Consider the following 23,683-nt stretch of genomic DNA (forward strand, 5'->3'; position numbering starts at 1 on the left):
CGCCAATCTCAGTTGCGCGGCGGCGCGGGCGGCGCGGGCGGCGGTGGCGCGGTCGGGCCCGGATCGCTGAGCGGCGGCGGATTGGCGACCCAGATCGCGACGCCGTGGCCGTACTTCTGACGCGGCGTGATGTCGATGCCGACGCCGCCGGAACTGAAGCTGCGACCGCCGTAACGGCCGCCACCGGCGCCGACGCTGACCCCGCCGCCGCCGTAGCCGTCCTCGGTGCCCTGGAACAGCACGCCGTTGGCGCCGAGCTTGGCGGCTTCGGTGCGCAGCTTGCCGATCACCGAGTTCATCTTGTTCTGTTCGCCGTAGGTGAACGCACCGCTGTTGCTCTGGAGCATGGCGATCTGCTCGTAGGAGCCCGGCGGCGGCGCGAAGTACACGCGCACCTGAGCCGGATCGATCGGCGGCCGCGGCGAGCCGACCAGGACGTGCGAACTGGCGCAGGCGGCCAGCATCGGAATCAGCAGGGCGAGAGCGAGATGACGGCGCATGGCGCGACTCCGCGGGTGGACGGTTGCGGCCATGCTACCCCCGACCCGGTGAGGCGGGGTGACGGCGCGCCGAACGGGCGCGGCGGGCCGACGGGTGGAGCCGGCCTCGCGGCCTAGCCCATGCCGCCGTTGATCCCGATCACTTGGCCGTTGATGTAGCCGGCCGCATCCGAGCACAGGAAACCGACCAGGGCCGCGACCTCGTCCGGACGGCCGGCGCGGCCGGCCGGCACCAGCTGGCGCAAGGTCTCGGGCGGAAACGCGTCGGCGGCCATGCGGCCTTCGATCACGCCCGGCGCGACCACGTTGACGGTGATCCCGCGCGAGGCCATTTCGCGCGCCAGCGACATCGAGGCGCCGTGCAGGCCGGCCTTGGCCGCGGCGTAATTGGTCTGGCCGCGATTGCCCAGCACCGCCGCCACCGACGACACGCTCACGATGCGGCCCCAGCGCGTGCGCGCCATCGGCAGCAGCAGCGGCTGGGTCACGTGGAAGAAGCCGTGCAGCGAAATGTCGATCACGCGCTTCCACTGCGCATCGCTCATGCCGGCCATCGGCGCATCGTCGTGCACACCGGCGTTGTTGACCACGACCTGGATCGGGCCGTCGGCCAACAGCCCTTCGATCGCCGCGCGCGCGGCCTCGCCATCGGCGACATCGAAGACCACCGCCTGGGCGCTGCCGCCGGCCTCGCGGATCGCCGCGACCGTGGCCGCGGCGCGTTCGGAATTGGCGTTGGCGTGCACGATCACGTGCAGGCCGTCGGCGCCCAGGCGCGCGCAGATCGCCGCGCCGAGATCGCCGCTGCCGCCGGTGACCAGGGCGCGGCGGGCAGTGGAGGACGGCTGGCTCATGCGCAGGGCTCGCGGCGGCGGAAACCGCGATTGTCCCCGCAGCGCGGCTGCGGCGGAAGCGCCCTGCGCGGACATGGCGGCGTGCGCACTCGCGTCGCGACCGTGCCTGCGGCCCGGCGCGCGCCGGCTCAGTACGGCGCGAAGCCCTCCGGATACGGCGGATCGCCGTCGTCGCCGTGGGTGTTCGCGGTCTGCGCCAGGGTCTGGGTGACGATCGCGCCGGTGTCGCTGCAGGCCAGCTGCTGGGTGCCTTCCCACACCGCCCAGTCCTCGCCGTTGCCGTCCAGCACCACGATCCAGAACTGCAGCGTGCGCTGCGCGTAAGGCTCCATCCGCATCGAGGGCGGATCCACGAAACTCAGCGTGACCGCGCCGCTGTCGTCCTGGCTCTCGTTCCAGCCGTTGAACACCGTCGACTGGCCGTGCACCAGCTGGAACAGGTCGGTCCAGGTGTCGGGTTCCATGCCCTCGACGTAGGGACGATCGGTGCGCTCGATCCAGTTCAGACGCGCGTTGTCGCGCTCTTCCAGGGCGATGCGCAGGGTGAAGCGATGGCCGAACTGGCCGTCGGCCTGGTACGGCTCCACGCTCAGCAATTCGAATTCGATGCTCATGGCGGTTCTCCGGTAGCGGCGGCGCGGACGCGCGCGACATCTACCTGGAACGCGCCGCCGTCGGCGCTGTGAACGCTCAGTCCGGGCGCAGCATCACCGCGGCGCGGCCGGACGCTAGCAGGACGCCCTGGTGATGCAGGGCGAACTCGTACTGCCAGCTGTCGCCGGCGTCGACCAGCTTGCGTGCCTGCGCCTCGATCGCGCCGGCCAGATCGTCGATGCGCGCCACGCGCAGTTCGACGCCGCGCAAGGCGACCAGCAAGCCCGGACGCGCGATCTCGCCGGCCGCGCGCGCGAGCAGTCCGCCGTGCACCGCCATCGCCTGCGCGCCGTACTCGCACAGGTGCAGCGCGCGCAGGCGGTCGTGGCTGCGCAACGGATGGGTGGGATCGCGATGCCCGTGGCTGCGCAGACGAATGGCGTCGGCGTCCCAGTCCAACACCTCCTCCCACAGGCACATCGTGCCCTGGTGCGGAATCAGCGCGGCGATCTGCTCACGGCTGCGCATCGGCGCGCTCCCGCATCGTCGCCGGCTCGCGCACGATCAACAGCGCGAGCACGAAGTTGAACGCCACGCCCAGCGCCACCGTGGCGCCGATCGCGCGCAGCACCGGGATCGACGAGGACGCCAGCAGCGCGAACACCAGCAAGGTGGTCAGGCTGCAGACGATCACTGCGTGCAGGGTGCGCAGCTGTTCGGCGTAGTCGTCGCCGGCGTGGTCGAAGAACAGCGCGTAATCCAGGCCCAGGCCGGCGGCCAGGATCAGCGCGACCAAATGGAACAGATTGAGCTCGATGCCCAGCCCGCGCAGCACCGCCAGGATCAGCAGGGTGGTCAACGCCATCGGCGCCAGCACCCGCAGCACCCGCCGCGGCGAGCGCAGCGCGACCCACACCGTCAGCGCCAGCAGCACCGCCGCCAGGCCCAGGGCCAGCAGCACGCGCCCGCGGTAGGCGGCGACCAGCGATTCGGAGGCCTGCTTGAGGTCCAGCAGCTGGGCGCCGTGCGCGGCGGCCACGCGCGCGACCGCGGCCGGATCGTTCAAGCCGTTCAACGAGACCAGCGCGGTGGCGTGGCCGGGACGCTGCAGCAAGAGGCCGGCGACGCTGGCCGCGAGCGGCGTGCCGTCCAGATCGGCGGCGATCAGCGGCGGTGCACTGCGCGCGGCGGCGACGTCGGCGGCGAAACCGGCGAAGGCGTCGGCACGGAACGGGCTATCGGCGACCGCGGCGGCCAGCGCCGTGTCCAGGGTCGCCGCGCCCGGCAGTTTGATCTGGCGCGCGCGCTGGGTGGCCGCGCTGGGCAGATAGCGCGCGGCGAGGTCGTAGCCGGCGATCGCGCCCTGCGCGCGCAAGGTTTGCAGCGCCGGCAGCAGGCGTTCGGACGCGCGCAGCGCGGCTTCGGCGTCGCCGGCCTCCAGCGCGATCACATAACGCACGTCGGGCGCGCCCAGCTCGCCGCGCAACTGCGCGTCGCGCGCGAGCGCGTCGGCCGGCACCGGGGTGAGCTTGGCCAGATCGTTCTGCCAGAACGCGCCCGGCGCCAGCCAGGCCACGCCCAGCGCGAGCGCGGCCAGCGCCAGCATCGCCGGTGCGCGCAGCCGCGGCAGCCGCGCCAGCGCCGCCCAGGCGCGCGCCAGCCAGGCCGAATCGGCGGCGTCGCGCGGCGAGGGATCGATCAGCGCCGGCAGCAGGAAGCGCGTGGTCAGCGCGGCCGTGCCCAGACCGACGATGGTGAACACCGCCAGCTGCTTGAGCCCGTCCACGCCCGAGACCAGGAAGGTCAGATAGGCGATGCAGGTCGAGGCCACGCCGGTGCCCAGGGTCGGCCACAGCGCGCGCGCGCTGGCCCAGGGCGACAGGCCCGGCCGCTGATGGCTGAACAGATGGATCGGATAATCCTGAGCCACGCCGATCAAGGTGAAACCGAAGGCGACGGTGATGCCGTGCACGCCATCGAACATCAGCGCGACCGCGCCCAGACCGGCCAGACCGGCGCTGGCCAGCGGCAGGCCGCCCAGCAGCGGCGCCTTCCAGCTGCGATAGGCCAGCCACAGCAGCAGCACGAACACCAGGCTGTCGATGGTGCCGATCAGGCTGGCCTCGCGCGCAGTGCGGCCGCCGATCTCGACCGAGAACGCGCCCGGCCCGCTCAGCGTGAGCTGCGCCTGGGATGCGCCGCGCGCCTGCGCGAAGGCGGCGCGGATCGCGTCCACCGCGGCCTGCTGGCCGGTGGGATCGAAGCCGGCCGCGCGCGTTTCCAGCGCCAGCAACGCCTCGCGGCCGGCGCGGTCGAACCAGACCCCGTGCAGGCGCTGCGGCGCGTTCGCCGGCTGCCAGGCCTCGGCCAGCTTCAGGGTTTCCAGGGTGGGATCGTTGGGCAGCAGCGGCTCCAGCATCGCCGAGGCCGGCGAGCCCAGGTCCTGCACGCGCGCCTGCAGCTCCTCGCCCAGATAGGCGGCGTCGAAGGCCTGCGTGTCCAAGGTCGGCGACAGCAGATAGCGATACGGGCGCAGGCGTTCGGGAATCGCGTCCAGGCCGAGGTCGGCGCCGTTGGCGACCAGCTTGAACTCCGGCTTGGCCGCGAGCGCGGCGCGCATCGCCTGCGACTGCGCGGCCAGCGCTTGCGGCGTGTCGCCGGCCAGCGCCACCAGCAGCAGCCGCGAACCCGGGCCTTCGCCGAGCTCGTCGATCAGCAGCTTCTGCGCGGGCGTGCGCGCGCTGGGCATGAAACGGCGCAGATCGCCGCTAAGTTCCAGATGGCGGCTGATCGCCCAGCCCGCGAGCGCGAGCGCGGCCAGCCACAACAGCGCGAGGCCGAGACGGCGCGCTGGCGTCATCGCTGCGCGGCGCCGTGGCCGCGGCACAGCGCCGCGAGCTGGCTGGCGTCGGTGATGCTGGTCGCTTCGCGCGCGGCGCCGGCCAGCAAGGTGCGTTGCAGTTCGATGCCGCCGCTGGCGTCCGAACGCGCCGGGCGCGCCTCGATGCAACGCAGCTCGGCGCCGCGCCCGCGCAGGGTGATGCCCTGCAGCTTGGCCGCGACCGCGCTGCTGCGCGGCGTGAGGGTCATGGTCCACTGCTGGCGCGTGCCTTCGGCGGCGACCAGGTACTGCTGCTCCAGGCGCTTGCGGTCGCCGGCCAGCAGGGCGCCGAAGCTGGCCTGCAGACCGGCCAGTTCCGGCGCGCGCGACAGCGAGAAGCTGCGCGCGGCCTTGCCGGCGCGCTGGATCTTCACTTCGCCGGCGCGGATGGTGGTGGTCTCGGCATAGGGCGCGCGCACCTCGCGCACCAGGGTGTCGTCTTCCAGGCGCTGGTACTCGCCGCTCAGGCGCAGCGGCGCCTTGAGCAGGGCCGAGCCGCGGATCTCGACGAAGGCGGTGCGCATCGACGCCGGCTGGGCCAGACGCGCCAGGATCCAGTCCGGGTCCACCGTGGCGCCGGGCGCGCTGGCCGCGGCCGGCTCAGGCGGAGCGGCGTACAGCGAGCCGGCGGCGCAGGCCAGCGCCAGCGCCCAGCCCCAGCGGCGCGGCCGGATCGTCCGGGGCGATGCCGTCGTGCGCAAGGCCATCGTGAGCGGTGCTGTCTTGCGCTGTGCTGTCTTGAACCGCGTCATCGGCATGCCAGAAGTCGTAGAAGTTGAACCAGTTGTAGGGGGCGTCGCAGGCGTGGTGCTGCAGCCGCGCGGCATAGCGTTCGACCATCGTCGCCAGCACGCGCGCCCGATCCTGGCGCGCAATCGCCGATCCGTCGCTGAACGGCTCGAACACCAGATCGTAGCGGGCGCCGCCGCGGTACAGGCCGAAGGCCAGCAGCACCGGCGCCTTCAAGGTCGCGGCGACCAGCCAGGGCGCGAGCGGAAACGGCGCCGGCGCGCCCAGGAACGGCGTGCGCAGCCAGGGTTCGCCGGGACGCGCGCGATCGACCAGCAAGGCCACCAGCGCGCCCTCGTCCAGGGCCTGCTTCACCGCCAGCACGATCGCCGGGCCGTCCTGGCCGGCGTCGATCACGCCGGCGGCGATGCGCGGATCCAGCGAATCCAGCAACTGGGTCATGGCCGGGTTGTGCGACTTGTCGAACACCACCCGCACCTGCACCTCGGGCGCGCTGCGCGCGAGCACGCGCAGAGCCTCGAAGCTGCCCAGGTGGGAGCCGAAGATCAGCGCGCCGCCGCGCGCGTGCTGGGCGCGCAGCTCGTCCAGCCCGCTGACCCGCACGTCGAAGTAATGCATCTGCCCGCCGAGCATGAACAAGCGGTCGAGGATGGTCGCGGCGAAGGTGTGGATGTGGCGGGCGACGTCCCACAGGCCCGGCGCGCGATCCAGCGCGCGCGCCAGGTAGGCGCGCGAGGCGCGCCGTTCCGGGCCGCGCACCAGCACGAAGTAGGCGGTGATCGGGTACAGGCACAGCCGCGCCAGGCCGCGTCCGCCGTGGCGGGCGATCGCGCGCAGCACGCGCAGCGCGAACGGACTGCCGCCCTCGGGGCGCTGTTTCCAGTGCTCGCCGCTCATGCCGGCGCGTCCGCGACCACTTCGCCGCTGGCCAACAGGGTGTCGCCGCGCAGCACCCGGAAGCGCCAGCGCGGCGCGGCGCCGTCCAGCTCGATGCGCGCGGTCTGCTCGGGCAGCAGCGGCTGGGCGAACTTCACCTGCGGCAGGCGCAGCCCGTTCAGCGGACCGTACCCGGCCTCGATCGCGTCCAGCACCCGGTCCAGCACGACCACGCCCGGCACGACCGGTCGTCCGGGGAAATGCCCGGGCAGACTGGGATGATCGGCGGCGATGCGGAATTCCATGCGGGCGGGGTTCGACGGTGTTTCGGCCTGGGTGGGCGACAGGATAAGCCACCGGCCCGTGACGCCATGCCGATCCTGGCGTCAGTCGAACAGACTGCGCCAGAACGAAGGGCCCAACCCGCCCATGCGACGCAGGAAATCCCAGAAGTTGCGGTAGGGCCGGTCCTGGAACACGCGCTTGCGGAACTGGTACTCGCCGATGAAAAAACCGCCGACGATGCCGTAGTTGAGCAGGTTGGCGAACAGCGACCACTGGTCCTGGCTGATCGCGATCGGCGGGGTCTGGCCCAGCCGCGCGAGCACGCCGCCGGGCACCGCGATCATCGCCAGGGCGGCGTTGGCCAGCGCCAGGCCGCCCAGCAGCCAGGCCCAGATCGCGGTGAGCTGGCGCGAGTAGCGGTAGACGTCGGCCGGCAGCTGGCTGGGCGTGCAGGTGTCCAGGGCGGCGACGATGCGGGTGATCAGGCCCTCGCGCGGCGCGCGCAGGCTGCGCGCGAACCACCACGACAGGGCGCCGGTGAACAGCACCGGCGGGGTCAGCAGCAACAGCTGCGGATAGATCGTGTGGGCGATCGCGGCCAGTCCGGCCAGGATCGCCGCGAACAGCAGCCAGGCGCCCAGGCGCAGGTGCAGCAGGGCCTCGATCTGCACGATCAGGGCCAGGTCAATCAGGGCGATCGCCGCCGGCCAGCCGCCGCCGTCGTGGCTGGCCCAGTGCGCCAGCAGGGGGTAGGCGATCGCCAGCAGCAGCCGCAGCACGGCGCCGGTCATGGCTGGACGGTCCGTGCGCGCGAGCGGCGGCCGGGCGCGGGCGCGCTCAGGCGGCCCGGCTTTGTTCGATGTGGGCCGACAGCGCGCGCAGCGAGCCGAAGATGCGGCGGTTTTCCTCGCTGTCCGAGCGCAGCTGGAAGCCGTACTGCTTGGACACCGCCAGGGCCAGCTCCAGGGCGTCGATCGAGTCCAGGCCCAGCCCATCCCCGAACAACGCCGCCTCGGGGTCGATCTGGGCCGGATCGACGTCCTCCAGGTTCAGGCTTTCGACCAGGAGTTGCGCGAGTTCGCGTTCGGCGGGGTTCTGTTCGGACATCGGGTCGATCCAACTACGGGCGGCAAGGTGCGCCACGATCCGGCATCGGGCGGCCGCGCGCAACCGTCCCCAGGTCCGGTCCGACCCGGACAGCGATCACGAACGGCGAGCTATCATTCTCCGATGAGCTCAACCATCCCCGCGCCCGGCCCCGCCGACGCCCCGCCGGACGCAAACCTGAACAGCCCCGCCTCCGCCCCGGAACTCAGCCCCGACGTCCTGGTCATCGGCGGCGGCCCCGCCGGCACCACCGCCGCGACCCTGCTCGCGCGCAAGGGTTGGAAGGTGCTGCTGCTGGAGAAGGACGCGCATCCGCGCTTCCACATCGGCGAATCGCTGCTGCCGATGAACCTGCCCATCCTCGAGCGCCTGGGGGTGCTCGAGCAGGTCAAGGCCATCGGCACCCACAAACCGGGCGCCGAGTTCCCGATCGACGAACGCAACTACAACACCTTCCGCTTCGAGCGCGCGCTGAATCCCAAGTTCGGCTACGCCTATCAGGTCAAGCGCGAGGAATTCGACCAGCTGCTGTTCCGCAACGCCCAGGCCAACGGCGTGGACGCGCGCGAGCGGGTCAAGGTCGAGAAGGTCGAGTTCGGCGCCGACGGCCGGCCGTCGCGGGTGCATGCGCGCGACGCCGACGGCGCCGCGCTGATCGTGCGCCCGCGCTACGTGGTCGACGGCAGCGGCCGCGACGCCTTCTTCGGCAGCCAGCTCAAGCTCAAGCAGAAGAACCCGCTGCACCAGTCGGCGGCGATCTTCAGCCACTTCACCGGCGTCGAGCGCCGCGACGGCGAGGACGCCGGCAACATCACCGTGCAGCGCTTCTCGCACGGCTGGATGTGGCTGATCCCGCTGCAGAAGGACGTGATGAGCGTCGGCGCGGTGTGCTTCCCCGAATACCTCAAGCAGCGCCGCGGCGAGACCGAGGCCTTCCTGATGAAGACTCTGGAGTCCGAGCCGCAGGTGTGGGCGCGTATGCAGGGCGCCCAGCGCGTCGGCGCGGTCCACGTCACCGGCAACTACTCCTACACCTGCACCCGGATGACCGGGCCGGGCTGGGTCATGGTCGGCGACGCCTACGCCTTCGTCGATCCGGTGTTCTCCTCCGGCGTCTACCTGGGCATGAACAGCGGCGAGCAGGCGGCCGACGTGGTGGACGGCGCGCTGCGCGATCCCGCGCGCGAGGCCGAGCTGCAGCGCGCGATGGTCAAGCGCCTCAAGCGCGGCCTCAAGCACTTCCAGTGGTTCATCTACCGCTTCACCACGCCGGTGATGCGCGCGCTGTTCAGCGCGCCGCGCAATTACTGGCAGGTCGAGCAGGCGGTGATCTCGATGTTGGCCGGCGACGTGTTCGACAACCCGGCGGTGCTGCGCCGCCTGCGCATGTTCCGCTTCATCTACGCGATGACGGCGATCCGCATGGCGCCGCAGGCGCTGCGCGGCTGGTTGCGGCGCAAGCGCCAGGTCGGCGTGGATTTCCGCGGCGACACGCTGCAGCAGGGCAACCCGTGAGCGCGGCCGCGACCGTGGTGGCCGCGACGCCGCGCTACAGCGTCGACTACACCGACGCCACGCCCGTGCAGGCCCTGGCCGGCGACGACGTGCTGGCGGTGTTCGGCTTCGGCGCGAACGCCCCGCATCACGACGACCCGCGCTATCTGCGCGTGGCCCTGGAGCCCTACGGCGAGGCCAAGCTGGAAGTCTGGCGCGGCTCGGCGCCGGTGGCCTGCGGCCGCGACGGCGACCTGGCCTGGTCGGAGGACGGCGCGCTGCAGTTCGGCGCGCTGGAACTGGACGAACCGCCGGGCCTGCACGTCAACGACGGCATCGCCGCGGTCGCCGAGACCATCTACGCGCGCATGATCGAGTTCACCCGCGCGCGCGGCTATCCGCATCTGCTGCGGATCTGGAACTACCTGGACGGCATCACCGTCGGCCAGGGCGACGCCGAGCGCTACCGCGTGTTCTGCGTCGGCCGCGCCGCCGGCCTGGGCGATTTCGAACCGGGCCAGCTGCCGGCCGCGACCGCGATCGGCAAGGTCAGCGAGGCCGGCGAAACCCGCCGCCTGCTGGTGTACTGGCTGGCCTCGCGCACGCCCGGCACGCCGCTGGAGAACCCGCGCCAGATCAGCGCCTACCGTTACCCGCGCCAGTACGGCCCGCAACCGCCCAGCTTCGCGCGCGCGATGCTGCCGCCGCTGGGCAGCGCGATGCCGCTGCTGCTGTCGGGCACCGCGGCCATCGTCGGCCACGAGTCGCGCCACATTGATTCGGTCGACACCCAGCTCGACGAAACCCTGGCCAACTTCGACAGCCTGATCGCCGCCGCGCGCGCGCAACGGCCGTCGCTGCCGGCGCGCTTCGGCGCCGGCGCGCGTCTGAAGGTCTACGTGCGCGACCGCGAGGAAGTGCCGGCGGTGATGGCGGCGATGGACGCGCGCCTGCCCGGCATCCAGCGCATCGTGCTGCAGGCGGCGGTATGCCGGCGCGAACTGCGCGTGGAAATCGACGGCGTCCACGACCTCTAAGCCTCGCCTACGCGGAACCGCAGGCGGCGGCGCGCCGAAGGCGAGCCGCCACCGCCGCTGTCCAGGCCGGCCAGGGGTGTCGAAAGACACCCCCTCCAGCTCTTGAATCCCGGCGATCCGGCAGCATCATGGGCTGGAGCGCATCCGCGCCCGCATGGGAGAACGCACGATGGGATTGATCAGCCTGATTTGGGGCATCCTCGCGATGATCTGGATGGTGATCGCCCTGATTCCGCTGCTGGGCTGGGGCAACTGGCTGCTGATCCCGTTCGCGGCGGTCGGCGCCATCATCGCCGCGATCGGCATCCTGTTCACGCGCGAGCAGAACCGCGGCCGCGCCAAGGCCGGCCTGGTGCTGAACGCCATCGTGATCGTGGTCGGCGTGATCCGCCTGTCGATGGGCGGCGGCATTATCTGAGTTCGCACGTAGCACCGTGATCCGCACAGGGTGGTTTCGCAGCCGCCCTGTGCGATGCCGCGACGGCTTCAGCTTTGGGGTAGGAGCGGCGTAAGCCGCGACCACGTCGTAGCCGAAGGAGCGCGGTCGCGGCTTACGCCGCTCCTACCCCACAGCCGTCTTCGGCCGCGCCGCCAGCAACGCCTGTGTATGCGCATGCTTGGGCGCGCGCAGCACCTCGGCGGTCGCGCCGGTTTCGACGATGCGTCCGGCCTCGAGCACGGCGATGCGCTCGGCCACCGCGGCCGCCGCGGCCAGGTCGTGGGTCACGAACAACAGCGCCAGGCCGCGCTCGCGCTTGAGCGCGGCCAGCAGGGCCAGGATCGCGCCGCGATGGTGCGCGTCCAGCGCCGACACCGCTTCGTCGCAGACCAGCAGCTCGGGATCGGTCGCCAGCGCGCGCGCGATCGCGATGCGCTGGCGTTGGCCGCCGGAGAACTGGTGGGGGTAGCGATCCAACATCGCCGCCTCCAGCCCGACCGCCTGCAACAACTCGCCGGCACGCGCGCGGCGCGCGGCCGCGTCGCCGCGCGCATGGATGCGCAGCGGCTCGGCGACGATCTCGGCCACGCGCATGCGCGGATCCAACGAGGCGTAGGGGTCCTGGAACACCACGCCGGTGCGCGCGCGCAGCCGACGCAAGGCGCGCGGCGACGCGGCGTTCAGATCGATGCCGTCCAGCAGCACGCGGCCCTGCGCACCGCGCAAGAGCCGCAACAAGACGCGACCCAGCGTGCTCTTGCCGCTGCCGCTTTCGCCGACCAGGGCCAGACCCTCGCCGCGACGCAGCTCGATCGACACCGCGTCCAAGGCGGGGCGCGGCGCGCGCGGATACCGCATGCCCAGGCCCTCGCCGCGCAGCAACACCGGCGCATCCGCGGCCAAGGGGTCGGCCGGTGCGGGCGCGATCGCATCGGCGGCCAGCAGCTCGCGGGTATAGGCGTGCTGCGGCGAGGCGAACACCGCCGCGGTATCGCCGCGCTCCACCGCCTGCCCGCGTTGCAGCACCACCAGGCGCTGCGCGTAGGCGCCGACCAGCGGCAGGTCGTGGCTGATCAGCAGCAAGGCCAGGCCGTCCTCGCGCCGCAGCGTGTCGAGCAGATCCAGGATCTCGCGCGCGATGCGCGCATCCAGGGCCGAGGTCGGCTCGTCGGCGATCAACAGCCGGGGCCGCGTCGCCAGCGCCAACGCGATCGCGATGCGCTGGCGTTGGCCGCCGGAGAACTGATGCGGATAACGGCGCAACGCCGCGTCCGGATCGGGCAGCTGCACGCGCGTCAGCAGGCTGCGCGCCTCGTCCTGGGCGGCGTCGCGCGCCAGGCCGCGCACCAGTCGCAGCGTTTCCAGCAGCTGGCTGCCGACGCTGCGCAGCGGATGCAGGGCGGCCAACGGATCCTGCGGCACCCAGGCCAGCACGCGCCCGCGCAGCGCCGCATGCGCGCGCGAACCCAGCGCGACCGTCTCGCCGTCCACGCTCAGCCGGCCTTCGCCGCGCAGACCCGGCGGCAGCAGGCCCAGCAACGACAGCGCGCTCAGGCTCTTGCCGCTGCCGCTTTCGCCGACCACGCCCAGGCAGGCGCCGGCCTGCAACTCCAGATCCAGGGGGCCGAGCAGGCGACGCGCGCCGGTGTCCACGGTCAGCGCCTGCAGCGCCAGGGTCGCGCTCATGCGGCCGCGGCCTCGTGGTCGCCGCGCACGTCCAGCCAGTCGCGCAGGCCGTCGCCGAGGAACTGGAAGGTGGCCAGGGTCGCGACCAGAAAACCGGCCGGGAACAGCAGGGTCCAGGGCGCGCTGTCGAGCTCCTGTACGCCCTCCGACAGCAAGGTGCCCCAACTGGCCGAGGGTTCGTCCACCGACAGGCCGAGGAAGCCCAGGAAGCTCTCGACCAGGATCGCCTGCGGCAGGATCAGGCCCAGATAGACGAAGGCCAGCGGCAGCAGGTTGGGCAGCACGTGCCAGCGCAGGCGCTGGCCGAACGCGGCGCCGGCGGCCTGGGCGGCCAGCACGAACGGCGCCTCGCGCAGGCGCGCGGCCTCGGCGCGCATCACCCGCGCCAGGTCGATCCAGACATAGCCGCCGATCGCGGCCAGCAGCAGGCCCAATGAGCGCTCGAACAGGGTCAGCAGCAGGATCACCACCAGCAGGAAGGGCAGCGCCGAGAACACGTCGAGCACGCGCAGCAGCGCGCGCTCGACGCGGCCGCCGGCGAGCCCGGCGATGGCGCCATAGCCCAGCCCGATCGCCAGCGCGACCACGCTGGCGAGCAGGCCGATGGTCAGCGACAGACGCCCGCCGGCCAGGGTGCGCGCGTACACGTCGCGGCCGATCGCGTCGGTGCCGAACCAGTGCCCGGCCGTGCCGGGCGCGACCGACAGGGCCTCCCAATCGGGCGTATGCGGGTCGTAGGCGCTGAGCCAGGGACCCAGCCAGCACAGCGCGGCCAGCACCGCCAGCGCGATCAGGCAGGCGCGGGCCACGGGCGGGAGGGGTCGCAGGGATCGCATGCGCGCATCCTAACGGGCACATGCCGCCTGGGCATATGCAGATGACGCATCGCCTTTTCCGTCGTGGCGGCCTTTGCGGCCTTATTCCCTACATGGCGAATAGGAAATGCTGACGATGAAGGCGAAATACGCACTGCGCGCGATGTGCGCGCTGGCGCGCGCCGACGACGGCCGGCTGCAAGCCCGGGCGATCGCCGAACACAGCCGCACGCCGGAAAAATTCCTGGAATCGATCCTGGTCGACCTGCGCGAGGCCGGTTTCATCCACAGCCGCCGCGGCCAGAAGGGCGGGCATGCGCTCGCACGCCCGGCCGAGCAGATCCGCGTGGGCGACCTGATCCGCGCCATCGACGGGCCGCTGGCGCCGGTGCGCTGCGCCAGCGTCAGCGCCTACCGCGCCTGCGCCGATTGCCCGGACCCGGCGCAGTGCGAACTGCGCGCGCTGATGCGCGAAGCGCGCGACGCCCTGTCGCGGGTGCTGGACGGTTGCAGCCTGGGCGAGCTCGCGCGCGGCCAGGGCGCCGCGCTGCTGACCGGAGACGCGGCATGAACGCGGCCCGGCGCAAATCGCGCGCAGCGTCCGCGCCCGAGTTCGAACCCGCGGTCAACATCGTCAACCTCAGCGACAGCGAGTTCGCGGTGCTGACCGCGCTGCGCGAGATCGGTTACGGTCAGGTGGAAGTGGTGGTGCACGGCTCGCAGATCGTGCAGATCACGCGCAGCGAGCGCGTGCGCGTGGAAGAGCCGCGGGGCCGGCCGCTGTGAGCGCCCCGCGTTCGCGCCGGTACGCGCGCCGCTGCCGAGGCTCGCGTTGTCGACGCCCGCTTCCGGCTTCGACGGATTGAGGCCCTCCGCCGCGCACGCCCTACTCTCTCTCCCACCTACTCATTCCAAGGAACCCGCCATGCCCCATCGACATCGGCGAGCTGGCACCGCGACCGCCTCCCCCGCCCGCCTGCTGGGCGCGCTGGCCTGCGCGCTGGCCCTGCCCGCGCAGGCGCAGTCCTCCGGCGTCAGCGTCGAAGACCTGGCGCGCCGCCTGCAGGCGATCGAACAACGCCTGGGCACCGCGCCCACCGACGCCGGCACCGCCGCGGTCGATCCGGCCGACCTCGACCAGCGCCTGCGCGTGATCGAGCGCAAGCTGGAACTGCAGGCCGAAGCCGAAAGCGCGCGCGTGGCCTCCACGCCCGTGGTGACGTTGAGCGCGGCCAAGGGCCTGTCGGTGAAATCGGCGCCGCCCGGCGATCTGGAGATCAAGTTCCGCGGCCTCATCCAGGCCGACGGCCGCTTCTTCATCGACGACCAGCGCGTGCCGCAGAACGACACCTTCCTGTTCCGCCGCGTCGAGCCCACCATCGAAGGCACCTGGGGCTCGCTGTTCGCGTTCCGCCTCGGCGCCCAGTTGGCCGGCGACAGCGCCACCGTCAACGACGCCTATGTCGACGTGCGCTTCAGCCCGCGCGCGACCGTGCGCGTGGGCCGCTACAAGGTGCCGCTGGGCCTGGAGCGCCTGCAGTCCAGCAGCGCCGGCGCGATGGTCGAGGGCGGCTTCGCCAGCGAGCTCGCGCCGGTGCGCGATCTGGGCGTGCAGCTGCAGGGCGAATTCGCCGACGGCGCGGTCAGCTACGCGGTGGGCGCCTTCAACGGCGCGCCCGACGGCCGCGACGGCGCCACCACCAATCCCGACAACGAGTTCGAACTGATCGGCCGCGTGTTCGTGGAGCCGTGGAAGAACAGCGGCGGCGTCCTGTCCGGCCTGGGCTTCGGCGTCGGCGCCAGTCAGGGCGACAAGCGCGGCACCGGCAACAATTTCCTGCCGCGCTACCGCACGCCCGGGCAGGCGCAGTTCTTCAACTACCGCAGCACCGTGGTCGCCGACGGCGAGCACACGCGCTGGTCGCCGCAGGCTTATTACTACCGCAACCGCCTGGGCCTGCTCGGCGAATACATCCGCTCGCGCCAGGAACTACTGCTGCCGGCCAGCGGCGCGCGCGCCGCGCTCGATCACGACGCCTGGCAGCTCACCGCCGGCTGGGTGCTCACCGGCGAGGACGCCAGCTACAAGGGCGTGGTCAAGCCCAGCCAGCCGTTCACGCCCGGGGGCGACGGTTGGGGCGCGTTCGAACTGGTCGCGCGCTACGGCCGTCTGGACATCGACGACGACGCCTTCCCGCGCTACGCCGATCCGGGCGCGGTCGCGTCCGAGGCCAGCAGCTGGGGCCTGGGTCTGAACTGGTACCTGACCAGCAACTTCAAGCTGGTCGCCAACTACACCCAGACCGACTTCGAGGGCGGCGCGCCGGCCGGCGCCGATCGCGAAGACGAAAAGGCTTTCTTCACGCGGGCGCAATTCTCCTTCTGAGCATGCTCCTCACCGGCGCCTAGACCGCGCCCGTCACGACGCAAAGAGATCCCCACATGAAAACCCTACTCTCCTCCCTCGTCGTCGCCCTGTCCCTGGTCACCGGCTCGGCCGTGGCCAAGGACGTGGAACTGCTCAACGTCTCCTACGATCCGACTCGCGAGTTCTACGCCGAGGTCAACACCGCCTTCGCCGCGCAGTGGAAACAAGAGACCGGCGAAACCCTGAAGATCCGCGCCTCGCACGGCGGCTCCGGCAAGCAGGCGCGCTCGGTGATCGACGGCCTGGAAGCCGACGTGGTCACCCTGGCGCTGGCCGCCGACATCGACGCCATCGCCACCAACGGCAAGCTGCTGCCGAGCAACTGGCAGTCGCGCTTGCCGCACCAGAGCTCGCCCTACACCTCGACCATCGTGTTCCTGGTGCGCAAGGGCAATCCCAAGGGCGTGCGCGACTGGGGCGACCTGGTCAAGCCGGGCGTGGCGGTGATCACGCCCAACCCCAAGACCTCCGGCGGCGCGCGTTGGAACTACCTCGCGGCCTGGGCCTGGGCCTCGCAGCAGTACCGCGACGGCGGCAAGGTCGTCGACTACCTCACCCGTTTGTTCAAGAACGTGCCCGTGCTGGACACTGGCGCGCGCGGCTCCACCACCACCTTCGTCGAGCGCGGCATCGGCGACGTGCTGCTGGCCTGGGAGAACGAAGCCCTGCTGACCCTGGACGAGCCCGGCAACCGCGGCAAGTACGAGATCGTCGTGCCCAGCCTGAGCATCAAGGCCGAACCGCCGGTGGCCTGGGTCGACAAGAACGTGGCCAAGCACGGCACCCGCAAGCAGGCCGAGGCCTATCTGCGTTTCCTCTACACGCCGCAAGGCCAGCGCCTGGCCGCCAAGCACCACTACCGCCCGGCCGAGCCGGACAAGGTGCCGGCCGCCGAGCTGAGCCAGTTCGCCCAGGTCAAGCAGGTGACGATCGACGGCGCCTTCGGCGGTTGGAAGAAGGCGCAGGCGGAGCATTTCGCCGACGGCGGGTTCTTCGATCGGATTTATCAGCCGAAGTGAGTTTTGGGCGGTGGCAGGGGTTCGATCGAATCGCCGGGCGTGGCGATGCGCCCAAGACGATCGAACCCTCGTCACCGTCATTCCACGTAAGCGCTTCGCGGGAATGACAAGTAAGCCAGCGCGCACAAGCGCATACGAAAACGGAGCCAGCAACCCGACCCCATGAGCACCATCGCCCTCCCACCCCTAACCGCCTCGCGCTGGCGACGCCCCCTGCCGGGCTTCGGCCTCAGCATCGGCCTGGGCCTGGCCTGGCTGAGCCTGGTGGTGCTGCTGCCGCTGGCGGCGCTGACCATCCGCGCCGCCGGGCTGGGCGCGGAGGGCTGGTTGCGCGCGGTGCAGGATCCGCGCGTGCAGGCCGCGCTCAAGCTCAGTTTCGGCGCCGCGTTCGCGGCCTCGGTGCTGGCCTTGTTCGCCGGCGCGCTGATCGCCTGGGTGCTGGTGCGTTACCGCTTCCCGGGCCGGCGCCTGCTCGACGCCCTGGTCGATCTGCCGTTCGCGCTGCCGACCGCGGTGGCCGGCATCGCCCTGACCGCGATCTATTCCTCCAACGGCTGGGTCGGGCGCTGGCTGGAACCGGCCGGGTTCAAGATCGCCTACGCGCCGGCCGGCATCGTGATCGCGCTGGTGTTCATCGGCCTGCCGTTCGCGGTGCGCACGGTGCAACCGGTGCTGGAAGCGCTGGGGCGCGAACAGGAGGAAGCCGCCGCCTCGCTGGGCGCTTCGCGCCTGACCACGCTGCGCCGGGTGATCCTGCCCGAGCTGCTGCCGGCGCTGCTGACCGGCTTCTCGCTCGCGTTCGCGCGCGGGCTGGGCGAGTACGGCTCGGTGATCTTCATCGCCGGCAACCTGCCCTACAAGACCGAAATCGCGCCGCTGCTGATCACGATCCGGCTGGAGGAATACGACTACAACGGCGCGATCGCGATCGCCGCGCTGCTGCTGGCGGCGTCCTTCGTCTGCCTGCTGGCGATCAACGCGATTCCGTCGCTGTTCGCGCACGAACGCCGGGAGCGCCGCCATGGCCCGTGAGCGCGACGACCTGCAGGAACCGGCGTGGCTGCGCTGGCTGCTGATCGTGTCGGCGGTGCTGGTGATGGCGCTGCTGGTGGTGATGCCCTTGCTGATGGTGCTGGGCGCGGCCTTCGCCAAGGGCGTCGGGGTGTGGTTCGCCGCGCTCAAGGAACCCGACGCGGTCGCCGCGCTCAAGCTGACCTTGTTCACCGCCGCGATCGTGATTCCGCTCAACGCGGTGTTCGGCGTGTTCACCGCCTGGGCGGTCACCCGTTTCGAGTTCGCCGGCAAGCGCGTGCTGCTGGCCCTGATCGATCTGCCGTTCGCGGTCTCGCCGGTGGTGGCGGGCCTGTGCCTGGTGCTGCTGTTCGGCTCGCACGGCTGGTTCGCCGAGCTGCTGGCGCAGTACGACATCAAGATCCTGTTCGCGCGCCCCGGCATCGTGCTGGCGACGCTGTTCATCACCTTCCCCTTCGTGGTGCGCGAGCTGATCCCGCTGATGCAGCAGCAGGGCGCCGACGAGGAACTGGCCGCGCGCTCGCTGGGCGCCGGCGCCTGGACCATGTTCCGCCGCGTGACCCTGCCCAACATCAAATGGGGCCTGCTGTACGGCGTGCTGCTGTGCGGCGCGCGCGCGATGGGCGAGTTCGGCGCGGTGTCGGTGGTGTCCGGCCATATTCGCGGCCTGACCAACACCCTGCCGCTGCACATCGAGATCCTCTACAACGAATTCGACAGCACCGCGGCCTTCGCGGCCGCGTCGCTGCTGGCCGGCCTGGCCCTGGTCACGCTGGTGATCAAGTTCTGGCTGGAAGCGCGTCACGGCGACGCCCTGGCGCAATCACACAGGCGGCATTGATATGAATCTCATCGCTACAAACCAGGCAAGAGCGAACGATCCCGCGCTGTGGCGTCCGGCGGACCTGGACGCGGCCTTGCCGGTCGAGGTCGTGCCTTCACCGGCCTTGCGTCATGATGGCCGCAGAACGGTTCAGGGCAAGGGCATGGACCTGCACATCCAGGGCATCGGCAAGCAGTACGCGAACGTCGCCGCGCTGGACGCGGTCGACCTCGACATCGCGTCGGGCGAGCTGGTCGCCTTGCTGGGTCCCTCGGGCTCCGGCAAAACCACCCTGCTGCGCGTGATCGCGGGCCTCCTGCATCCCGACAGCGGCCGGCTGCTGTTCGGCGACGAGGACGCGACGCGGCTGAGCCTGCGCGAGCGCAACGTCGGCTTCGTGTTCCAGCATTACGCGCTGTTCAAGCACATGACCGTGGCCGAGAACATCGCCTTCGGCCTGCGCAGCCGCCCGCGCAAGCGGCGCCCCGACAAAGCCACGATCGCGCGCCGGGTGCAGGAGCTGTTGAGCCTGATCCAGTTGCCGGAGCTCGGCGGCCGCTATCCCGAGCAGCTGTCGGGCGGTCAGAAGCAGCGCGTCGCGCTGGCGCGCGCGCTCGCGATCGATCCCACCGTGCTGCTGCTGGACGAGCCCTTCGGCGCGCTCGACGCCAAGGTCCGGGTCGAGCTGCGGCGCTGGCTGCGGCGTCTGCACGAGCAGACCGGGCAGACCACGCTGTTCGTCACCCACGATCAGGAAGAGGCGCTGGAGCTGGCCGACCGCGTCGTCGTGCTGCGCGACGGCCGCATCGAGCAGGTCGGCACGCCGGAGCAGATCTATCGCGAGCCGGCATCGGCCTACGTGTTCGATTTCATCGGTCGCGCCAACACCCTGGAAGGCCGGGTCGAGCGCGGCCAGTTCGGGATCGACGGCCACGCCCTGCGCCTGCCGGCCGACGGCGTCGCCGACGGCGCGGCCAAGCTGTATCTGCGTCCGCACGACCTGGCCCTGACCGCCGCCGGCGACGGACTGTCCGCACGCGTGCTGGCGCTGCACCGCCTGGCCGACCGCATCACCGTGGAGCTGCAGCTGGACGGTCAGGCGCGCGCGCTGGAACTGGACCTGGTGGCGACGCCGGATGCGGTGGTGCCGACGATCGGCGGAACGGTCGGGGTGCAGCCGCTGCGGTATCGGGTGTATCCGGCGTAAGCCGCCTCTATCCCTTCTCTCCAGGCCGCTCCCACTCCCGCGTGCGGCGACCGAAGGAGTGCAGCGCGGAGGTGCCCGAAGGGCGGATGAGGGCAGCGGTCGAGGTCGGAGTTGCGCGCCTGCGGCGCCCCTCACCGCGCAAGCGCGAGAGGGGCTGAAAGCGCCATCCCGCCCTGCCGTTGCTCCGGTATGACAAAACGTCCCACCCGCCCCTCCAGCGCGCGACGCACGCGCGGCCGGGAGTAAACTAGGCCCATGAGCTATCCCTACGTACGCCCGCGGCGGATGCGCCGCGACGAGTTCTCGCGCCGCCTGATGCGCGAGACGGTCCTCACCGCGAACGACCTGATCTATCCGGTGTTCGTGCACGAATTGCAGGGCCGCGCCGCGGTCGCTTCGATGCCCGGCATCGAGCGGCTGTCGATCGACGAGCTGCTACGCGTGGCCGAACAGGCCAGCGAACTGCGCGTGCCGGCCCTGGCCCTGTTCCCGGTCACCGCGCCGGACGCCAAGTCGCTGACCGCCGAGGATGCCTGGCGCGACGACGGCCTGTGCCAGCGCGCGGTGCGTGCGCTCAAGCAGCGCTTCCCGGAACTGGGCGTGATCACCGACGTCGCCCTGGACCCTTACACCACTCATGGCCAGGACGGGCTGATCGACGACAGCGGTTACGTCATGAACGACGAGACCGTGGAGGCCCTGGTCAAGCAGGCGCTGTCGCATGCGGTCGCCGGCGCCGACGTGGTCGCGCCCAGCGACATGATGGACGGCCGCATCGGCCGGATCCGCGAAGCGCTGGAGCTCGAGGGCCACATCCACACCCGCATCATGGCCTACAGCGCCAAGTACGCGTCCAGCTTCTACGGCCCGTTCCGCGACGCCGTCGGCAGCGCGGGCGCGCTGGGCAAGGGCAACAAGTACACCTACCAGATGGACCCGGCCAACAGCGACGAAGCCATGCGCGAGATCGCGCTCGACCTCGACGAAGGCGCCGACATGATCATGGTCAAGCCGGGCATGCCCTACCTGGACATCGTGCGCCGCGCCAAGGACGAGTTCGGCGCGCCGACCTTCGTCTATCAGGTCAGCGGCGAGTACGCGATGCTGCGCGCGGCGATCCAGAACGGCTGGCTGGACGAGCGCGGCTGCGTGCTGGAAGCGCTGACCTCGATCAAGCGCGCCGGCGCCGACGGCATCCTCACCTACTTCGCGCTGGATGCGGCGCGCTGGTTGCGCGAGGCGAAGTAACCGGCGCGGACCGCGATGCGGTTCGCTGCGCTCACCGCGTCCTACGGTGACGGTCGCGAGGCTCGTCGAGCCTCGCGACCGCTTGCATCAGTACGCCCTGAACGTGCAGAACTGCACGATGGTGTTGCTGGGATCCAGATTGCTGAGTTGCGCTTCGCAACCCTCTCGCGTCGGTGCGCTGATATGCGAGAACATTTGGACGTAACCGCCGGTACTTCTGTTCCATTGCATCCAGGTTACCGTGGCTTCCCACACGCCTTCGTCGAGCACGACCGGCGGTTCCAGCGGCGGGCGCGGCCCGCCGACCTGCGTGGCATTGAGCGGCAAGGCAACGACCAACAACAACGAAGAAAGCAGCAGACTGACTTTGCGATCCATACGCATGGTGAATTCCTTTTTTTCGCTACGTCATGTAGCTCGCGCAGATAAGCAAGCCGCGTTGCGCGCTGTCACGGGCTTTCGGATGCCCGGCGACTCGGAACAGACCGACGGAATTTATCGATAATTCATCGAAACACTTTAAAAACAGGTGTTTCTAGCAATTGCTTGCAAACCCTTATCGATAACATTCGGATCGCCGATCTCGGAAAACTATGTCTGTCATGGCTTCGCAGGATGCGGTGAACTAATGGTGAACCGAACCACTGCATCGCACCAAAGTCAATATATCTGGTCGAGAGGCGCAGCGAATGCAACGCGGCCCTCTTCTCACCGCTAGCGGCGCGAATCGTTGATCTCGATCAAAGGCTTCCCGCGTCGACCGCATCCTGTCCGACTCAGCGATTGACATGCAATGTGCTGGCTACCGACATCACTCGAAACAGCTCGACGCTGCTTAGTTGTTCGCCTGCTCCATCTTCTGAACCGCTGCATTCATTGCTGAGTCCATGCGCAAAATATTGTCGGCGGCCTGTCGCCTAAAATCACCAACATCTCCATCCAGATCAAGCTCCTGTCGTATAGCCACCATTACAGGAGCTTGAACCTCTGCAATTCGCTTCAATATCGGCATCAGGCTCTTCGTCAACTCAAAGTGCATTGCCGTTTGTTGATCTCTCAATGTAAGACGTGCTTGCGAATGCTTATTTGCCTGTTCTTGGCTGAACTCAAAGGAGCGCTGCAGAGCCTCATACACAGCGGATTCTGTCCTAGCAGACTCCCTGAATTGCGTTATGGCAGTGAGTACCCGCCTGGATTCTTCGACATATCGAGCATACGCCTCGTCAGCGATAGCTATGTCGGCTTGAACATCGTGAATAGGCTGAACTATCCCAATCATCTCTAATAAAACTTCGCCGTAGGTTGTTACTAGCTCTCCCACCAAACGAGCCGTGCTCGCATTTGAGACCAACTGAAGCTTTGCTGCAACCACAAAGAAGTCCTGGAATCCTTCGGAAAAATTGCTCTTTGTCGGATCAATTTGAGACAAAGTCCCCATCTTGTGACTGGCCCTTACGAACTCCTCGACGGCCGTCAAATAGACTTCTCGGCGCAGTACTGCGTTGCGATCTTTTTGTTTCTCATTCGCATCATGGCCAAGCTGTCTAACTAAGCGACGAGTGTTGCTCCAATTGGAGAGCATCACGCCACCAAGAGTGATAACGGAAGCGATTACTCCTGACCAAATTACGTCAGGAACGGCTGCGATCCAGTCAAGTAGGGTTTCCATTCGGCTGACCTCCTAGGCCCTTCAGCGCACGGCACTCTCTATGCAACCGTCCTGTCCCGTCGCCGCCGGCGCCTTCATGCGATAGAGGTCCAGCTTGCCGGCCTTGGGCGATTTGGCGCTGCCGGTGACCAGCAGCTCGCCGGGCTTGTTCCAGTCGATCGCCGGGCCCAGGGTGGTGCCGTCCTCGCCGTTGAACGACAGCGCCAGCGGCGTGGCGGCGGCGTACTTCGCGCCGTCGCACTGGGCCAGGTAGAGCCGGATCGGCTGCTGCTCCGCGTCTTGCGAGCGCGCGAACACGATCGCGCGACCGTCGCCCAGCCAGGCCGCGTCGAATTCGTCGGCGGCGGTGTTCACGCCCGCCACCGGCTTGGGATCGACATAGGCCTTGCCGTTCCAGGTCGCGACGAACAGGTCGTGGCGGCCGGCGCCGCCGAAGCTGTTGCTGGCGAACAGCAGGTGACGGCCGTCGCGGCTGGGCGTGGGCGCCCATTCGTCGCCGCGACCGTTCACGCCCGCGCCCAGATGTTCGACCGGTCCGAAGCCGCCGTCGGCGAGCAGCGGCGCGCGGTACAGATCGTCGCCGCCGCGGCCGCCGGGGCGATTGGAGAAGAAGTACAGCCAGCGGCCGTCGGCGCTGAAGGCCGGGTCGAATTCCTTGGCGCCGGTGTTCACGGACAGCGGTGCCGGGTCCTGCCAGCGCCCCTGTTTCAGGCTGGCCTGCCACAGGTCCCAGCCGCCCGCGCCGCCGGGGCGGTCGGTGCTGCCCCAGACGATGCGCTTCCCGTCGGCGCTCACGCTAGCGCGCACCTCGGAGTGAGGGGTGGACACCACCCCCATGCCCTCGATGCCGAACTCCGACAGAAAGCCCGACGCGGGCATGGCCAGCAGCAGGCCGGAGAGTAGACTGAGGCCAGACCAGGCCGCGGCGCGCCGCATAGT

24 protein-coding genes and 2 pseudogenes are annotated in these 23,683 nt (G+C 70.2%); 11 read left to right on the plus strand and 15 right to left on the minus strand.

The window, feature by feature from the left end:
* Positions 1-8: 8 nt before the first annotated feature.
* The 10 genes and pseudogenes from BMZ45_RS14755 to BMZ45_RS14800 all read right to left on the minus strand — a co-directional run bounded on the left by BMZ45_RS14755 (position 9) and on the right by BMZ45_RS14800 (position 7,847).
* Entirely contained in the window at positions 9-500 is a 492-nt protein-coding gene (locus BMZ45_RS14755) for a hypothetical protein (RefSeq protein WP_254776658.1), read from the minus strand.
* Positions 501-613: 113 nt separating this feature from the next.
* The gene (fabG, locus tag BMZ45_RS14760; protein ID WP_091637319.1) at positions 614-1,354 is read right to left on the minus strand and encodes a 3-oxoacyl-ACP reductase FabG; all 741 of its coding nucleotides are present in this window, start codon (positions 1,352-1,354) and stop codon (positions 614-616) included.
* Positions 1,355-1,482: 128 nt separating this feature from the next.
* The gene (locus BMZ45_RS14765) at positions 1,483-1,968 is read right to left on the minus strand and encodes a hypothetical protein (RefSeq protein WP_091637320.1); all 486 of its coding nucleotides are present in this window, start codon (positions 1,966-1,968) and stop codon (positions 1,483-1,485) included.
* 76 nt (positions 1,969-2,044) lie between these two features.
* Entirely contained in the window at positions 2,045-2,476 is a 432-nt protein-coding gene (locus BMZ45_RS14770) for a phosphotransferase (protein WP_091637321.1), read from the minus strand.
* Positions 2,463-4,808 (minus strand): MMPL family transporter, encoded by a 2,346-nt coding sequence (locus BMZ45_RS14775; RefSeq protein WP_091637322.1) that lies wholly within the window; start codon positions 4,806-4,808, stop codon positions 2,463-2,465. Before BMZ45_RS14775 ends, BMZ45_RS14770 begins: the two co-directional genes overlap by 14 nt.
* Positions 4,805-5,536, minus strand: coding sequence for a LolA-related protein (locus BMZ45_RS14780; RefSeq protein ID WP_254776659.1), 732 nt, complete (start codon positions 5,534-5,536; stop codon positions 4,805-4,807). The genes BMZ45_RS14775 and BMZ45_RS14780 overlap by 4 nt, the downstream gene beginning before the upstream one ends.
* 49 nt (positions 5,537-5,585) lie before the next feature.
* Positions 5,586-6,476: pseudogene (locus BMZ45_RS14785) on the minus strand (acyltransferase); the annotation flags it as partial.
* A complete protein-coding gene (locus BMZ45_RS14790) occupies positions 6,473-6,760 on the minus strand; it encodes a hypothetical protein (protein ID WP_091637324.1) in 288 nt (95 codons plus the stop codon). The pseudogene BMZ45_RS14785 and the gene BMZ45_RS14790, both read right to left, overlap by 4 nt.
* Positions 6,761-6,841: 81 nt before the next feature.
* Positions 6,842-7,531 carry a hypothetical protein gene (locus tag BMZ45_RS14795; protein ID WP_091637325.1) on the minus strand — a complete coding sequence of 230 codons (690 nt, stop codon included), beginning with the start codon at positions 7,529-7,531 and terminating at the stop codon, positions 6,842-6,844.
* 46 nt (positions 7,532-7,577) lie between these two features.
* Entirely contained in the window at positions 7,578-7,847 is a 270-nt protein-coding gene (locus tag BMZ45_RS14800; protein WP_056177784.1) for a phosphopantetheine-binding protein, read from the minus strand.
* 123 nt (positions 7,848-7,970) lie between these two features.
* Between BMZ45_RS14800 and BMZ45_RS14805 the strand changes: the two genes are divergently transcribed.
* The 3 genes from BMZ45_RS14805 to BMZ45_RS14815 all read left to right on the plus strand — a co-directional run bounded on the left by BMZ45_RS14805 (position 7,971) and on the right by BMZ45_RS14815 (position 10,796).
* On the plus strand, positions 7,971-9,362 hold the full coding sequence (locus BMZ45_RS14805) for an NAD(P)/FAD-dependent oxidoreductase (RefSeq protein WP_091637326.1): 1,392 nt from the start codon (positions 7,971-7,973) through the stop codon (positions 9,360-9,362).
* Positions 9,359-10,378 carry a chorismate transformation enzyme, FkbO/Hyg5 family gene (locus tag BMZ45_RS14810; protein WP_254776660.1) on the plus strand — a complete coding sequence of 340 codons (1,020 nt, stop codon included), beginning with the start codon at positions 9,359-9,361 and terminating at the stop codon, positions 10,376-10,378. Before BMZ45_RS14805 ends, BMZ45_RS14810 begins: the two co-directional genes overlap by 4 nt.
* A gap of 169 nt (positions 10,379-10,547) precedes the next feature.
* On the plus strand, positions 10,548-10,796 hold the full coding sequence (locus BMZ45_RS14815) for a hypothetical protein (RefSeq protein ID WP_091637327.1): 249 nt from the start codon (positions 10,548-10,550) through the stop codon (positions 10,794-10,796).
* Between the two features lie 144 nt (positions 10,797-10,940).
* On the opposite strand, the gene BMZ45_RS14820 is transcribed toward BMZ45_RS14815, so the two are convergent.
* Both BMZ45_RS14820 and BMZ45_RS14825 read right to left on the minus strand, forming a co-directional pair.
* The gene (locus tag BMZ45_RS14820; protein WP_091637328.1) at positions 10,941-12,503 is read right to left on the minus strand and encodes a dipeptide ABC transporter ATP-binding protein; all 1,563 of its coding nucleotides are present in this window, start codon (positions 12,501-12,503) and stop codon (positions 10,941-10,943) included.
* Positions 12,500-13,339 (minus strand): ABC transporter permease, encoded by an 840-nt coding sequence (locus BMZ45_RS14825; RefSeq protein ID WP_091637329.1) that lies wholly within the window; start codon positions 13,337-13,339, stop codon positions 12,500-12,502. Before BMZ45_RS14825 ends, BMZ45_RS14820 begins: the two co-directional genes overlap by 4 nt.
* Before the next feature lie 115 nt (positions 13,340-13,454).
* Between BMZ45_RS14825 and BMZ45_RS14830 the strand changes: the two genes are divergently transcribed.
* The 8 genes and pseudogenes from BMZ45_RS14830 to hemB all read left to right on the plus strand — a co-directional run bounded on the left by BMZ45_RS14830 (position 13,455) and on the right by hemB (position 21,075).
* Positions 13,455-13,889, plus strand: a complete 435-nt coding sequence (locus BMZ45_RS14830) for an RrF2 family transcriptional regulator (RefSeq protein WP_217643211.1) — start codon at positions 13,455-13,457, stop codon at positions 13,887-13,889.
* Positions 13,886-14,104: a DUF2292 domain-containing protein gene (locus tag BMZ45_RS14835; protein WP_091637331.1), complete on the plus strand. Its 219-nt coding sequence runs from the start codon at positions 13,886-13,888 to the stop codon at positions 14,102-14,104. Before BMZ45_RS14830 ends, BMZ45_RS14835 begins: the two co-directional genes overlap by 4 nt.
* A gap of 139 nt (positions 14,105-14,243) precedes the next feature.
* On the plus strand, positions 14,244-15,704 hold the full coding sequence (locus tag BMZ45_RS14840; RefSeq protein WP_091637332.1) for an OprO/OprP family phosphate-selective porin: 1,461 nt from the start codon (positions 14,244-14,246) through the stop codon (positions 15,702-15,704).
* Between the two features lie 56 nt (positions 15,705-15,760).
* On the plus strand, positions 15,761-16,765 hold the full coding sequence (locus tag BMZ45_RS14845) for a sulfate ABC transporter substrate-binding protein (protein WP_091637333.1): 1,005 nt from the start codon (positions 15,761-15,763) through the stop codon (positions 16,763-16,765).
* A 162-nt stretch (positions 16,766-16,927) separates the two neighbouring features.
* Positions 16,928-17,797 (plus strand): sulfate ABC transporter permease subunit CysT, encoded by an 870-nt coding sequence (cysT, locus tag BMZ45_RS14850; RefSeq protein WP_057160106.1) that lies wholly within the window; start codon positions 16,928-16,930, stop codon positions 17,795-17,797.
* Complete coding sequence (gene cysW, locus BMZ45_RS14855) at positions 17,787-18,638, plus strand: sulfate ABC transporter permease subunit CysW (protein WP_091637334.1); 852 nt, start codon at positions 17,787-17,789, stop codon at positions 18,636-18,638. Before cysT ends, cysW begins: the two co-directional genes overlap by 11 nt.
* A gap of 145 nt (positions 18,639-18,783) precedes the next feature.
* Positions 18,784-19,623 (plus strand): annotated as a pseudogene (gene cysA / locus BMZ45_RS14860) (sulfate ABC transporter ATP-binding protein); the annotation flags it as partial.
* Positions 19,624-20,082: 459 nt separating this feature from the next.
* On the plus strand, positions 20,083-21,075 hold the full coding sequence (gene hemB / locus BMZ45_RS14865; protein ID WP_091637336.1) for a porphobilinogen synthase: 993 nt from the start codon (positions 20,083-20,085) through the stop codon (positions 21,073-21,075).
* Positions 21,076-21,162: 87 nt separating this feature from the next.
* Here the strand turns inward: hemB and BMZ45_RS14870 are convergent, their stop codons facing one another.
* The 3 genes from BMZ45_RS14870 to BMZ45_RS14875 all read right to left on the minus strand — a co-directional run bounded on the left by BMZ45_RS14870 (position 21,163) and on the right by BMZ45_RS14875 (position 23,680).
* Positions 21,163-21,453: a hypothetical protein gene (locus BMZ45_RS14870; protein ID WP_091637337.1), complete on the minus strand. Its 291-nt coding sequence runs from the start codon at positions 21,451-21,453 to the stop codon at positions 21,163-21,165.
* A 457-nt stretch (positions 21,454-21,910) separates the two neighbouring features.
* Positions 21,911-22,744: a hypothetical protein gene (locus tag BMZ45_RS21305; protein WP_139215528.1), complete on the minus strand. Its 834-nt coding sequence runs from the start codon at positions 22,742-22,744 to the stop codon at positions 21,911-21,913.
* Positions 22,745-22,765: 21 nt separating this feature from the next.
* Positions 22,766-23,680, minus strand: a complete 915-nt coding sequence (locus BMZ45_RS14875) for a TolB family protein (RefSeq protein ID WP_217643212.1) — start codon at positions 23,678-23,680, stop codon at positions 22,766-22,768.
* Between the last annotated feature and the right edge of the window lie 3 nt (positions 23,681-23,683).

The sequence above is a fragment of the Lysobacter sp. cf310 genome, assembly GCF_900114355.1.
GTDB lineage: Bacteria > Pseudomonadota > Gammaproteobacteria > Xanthomonadales > Xanthomonadaceae > Lysobacter.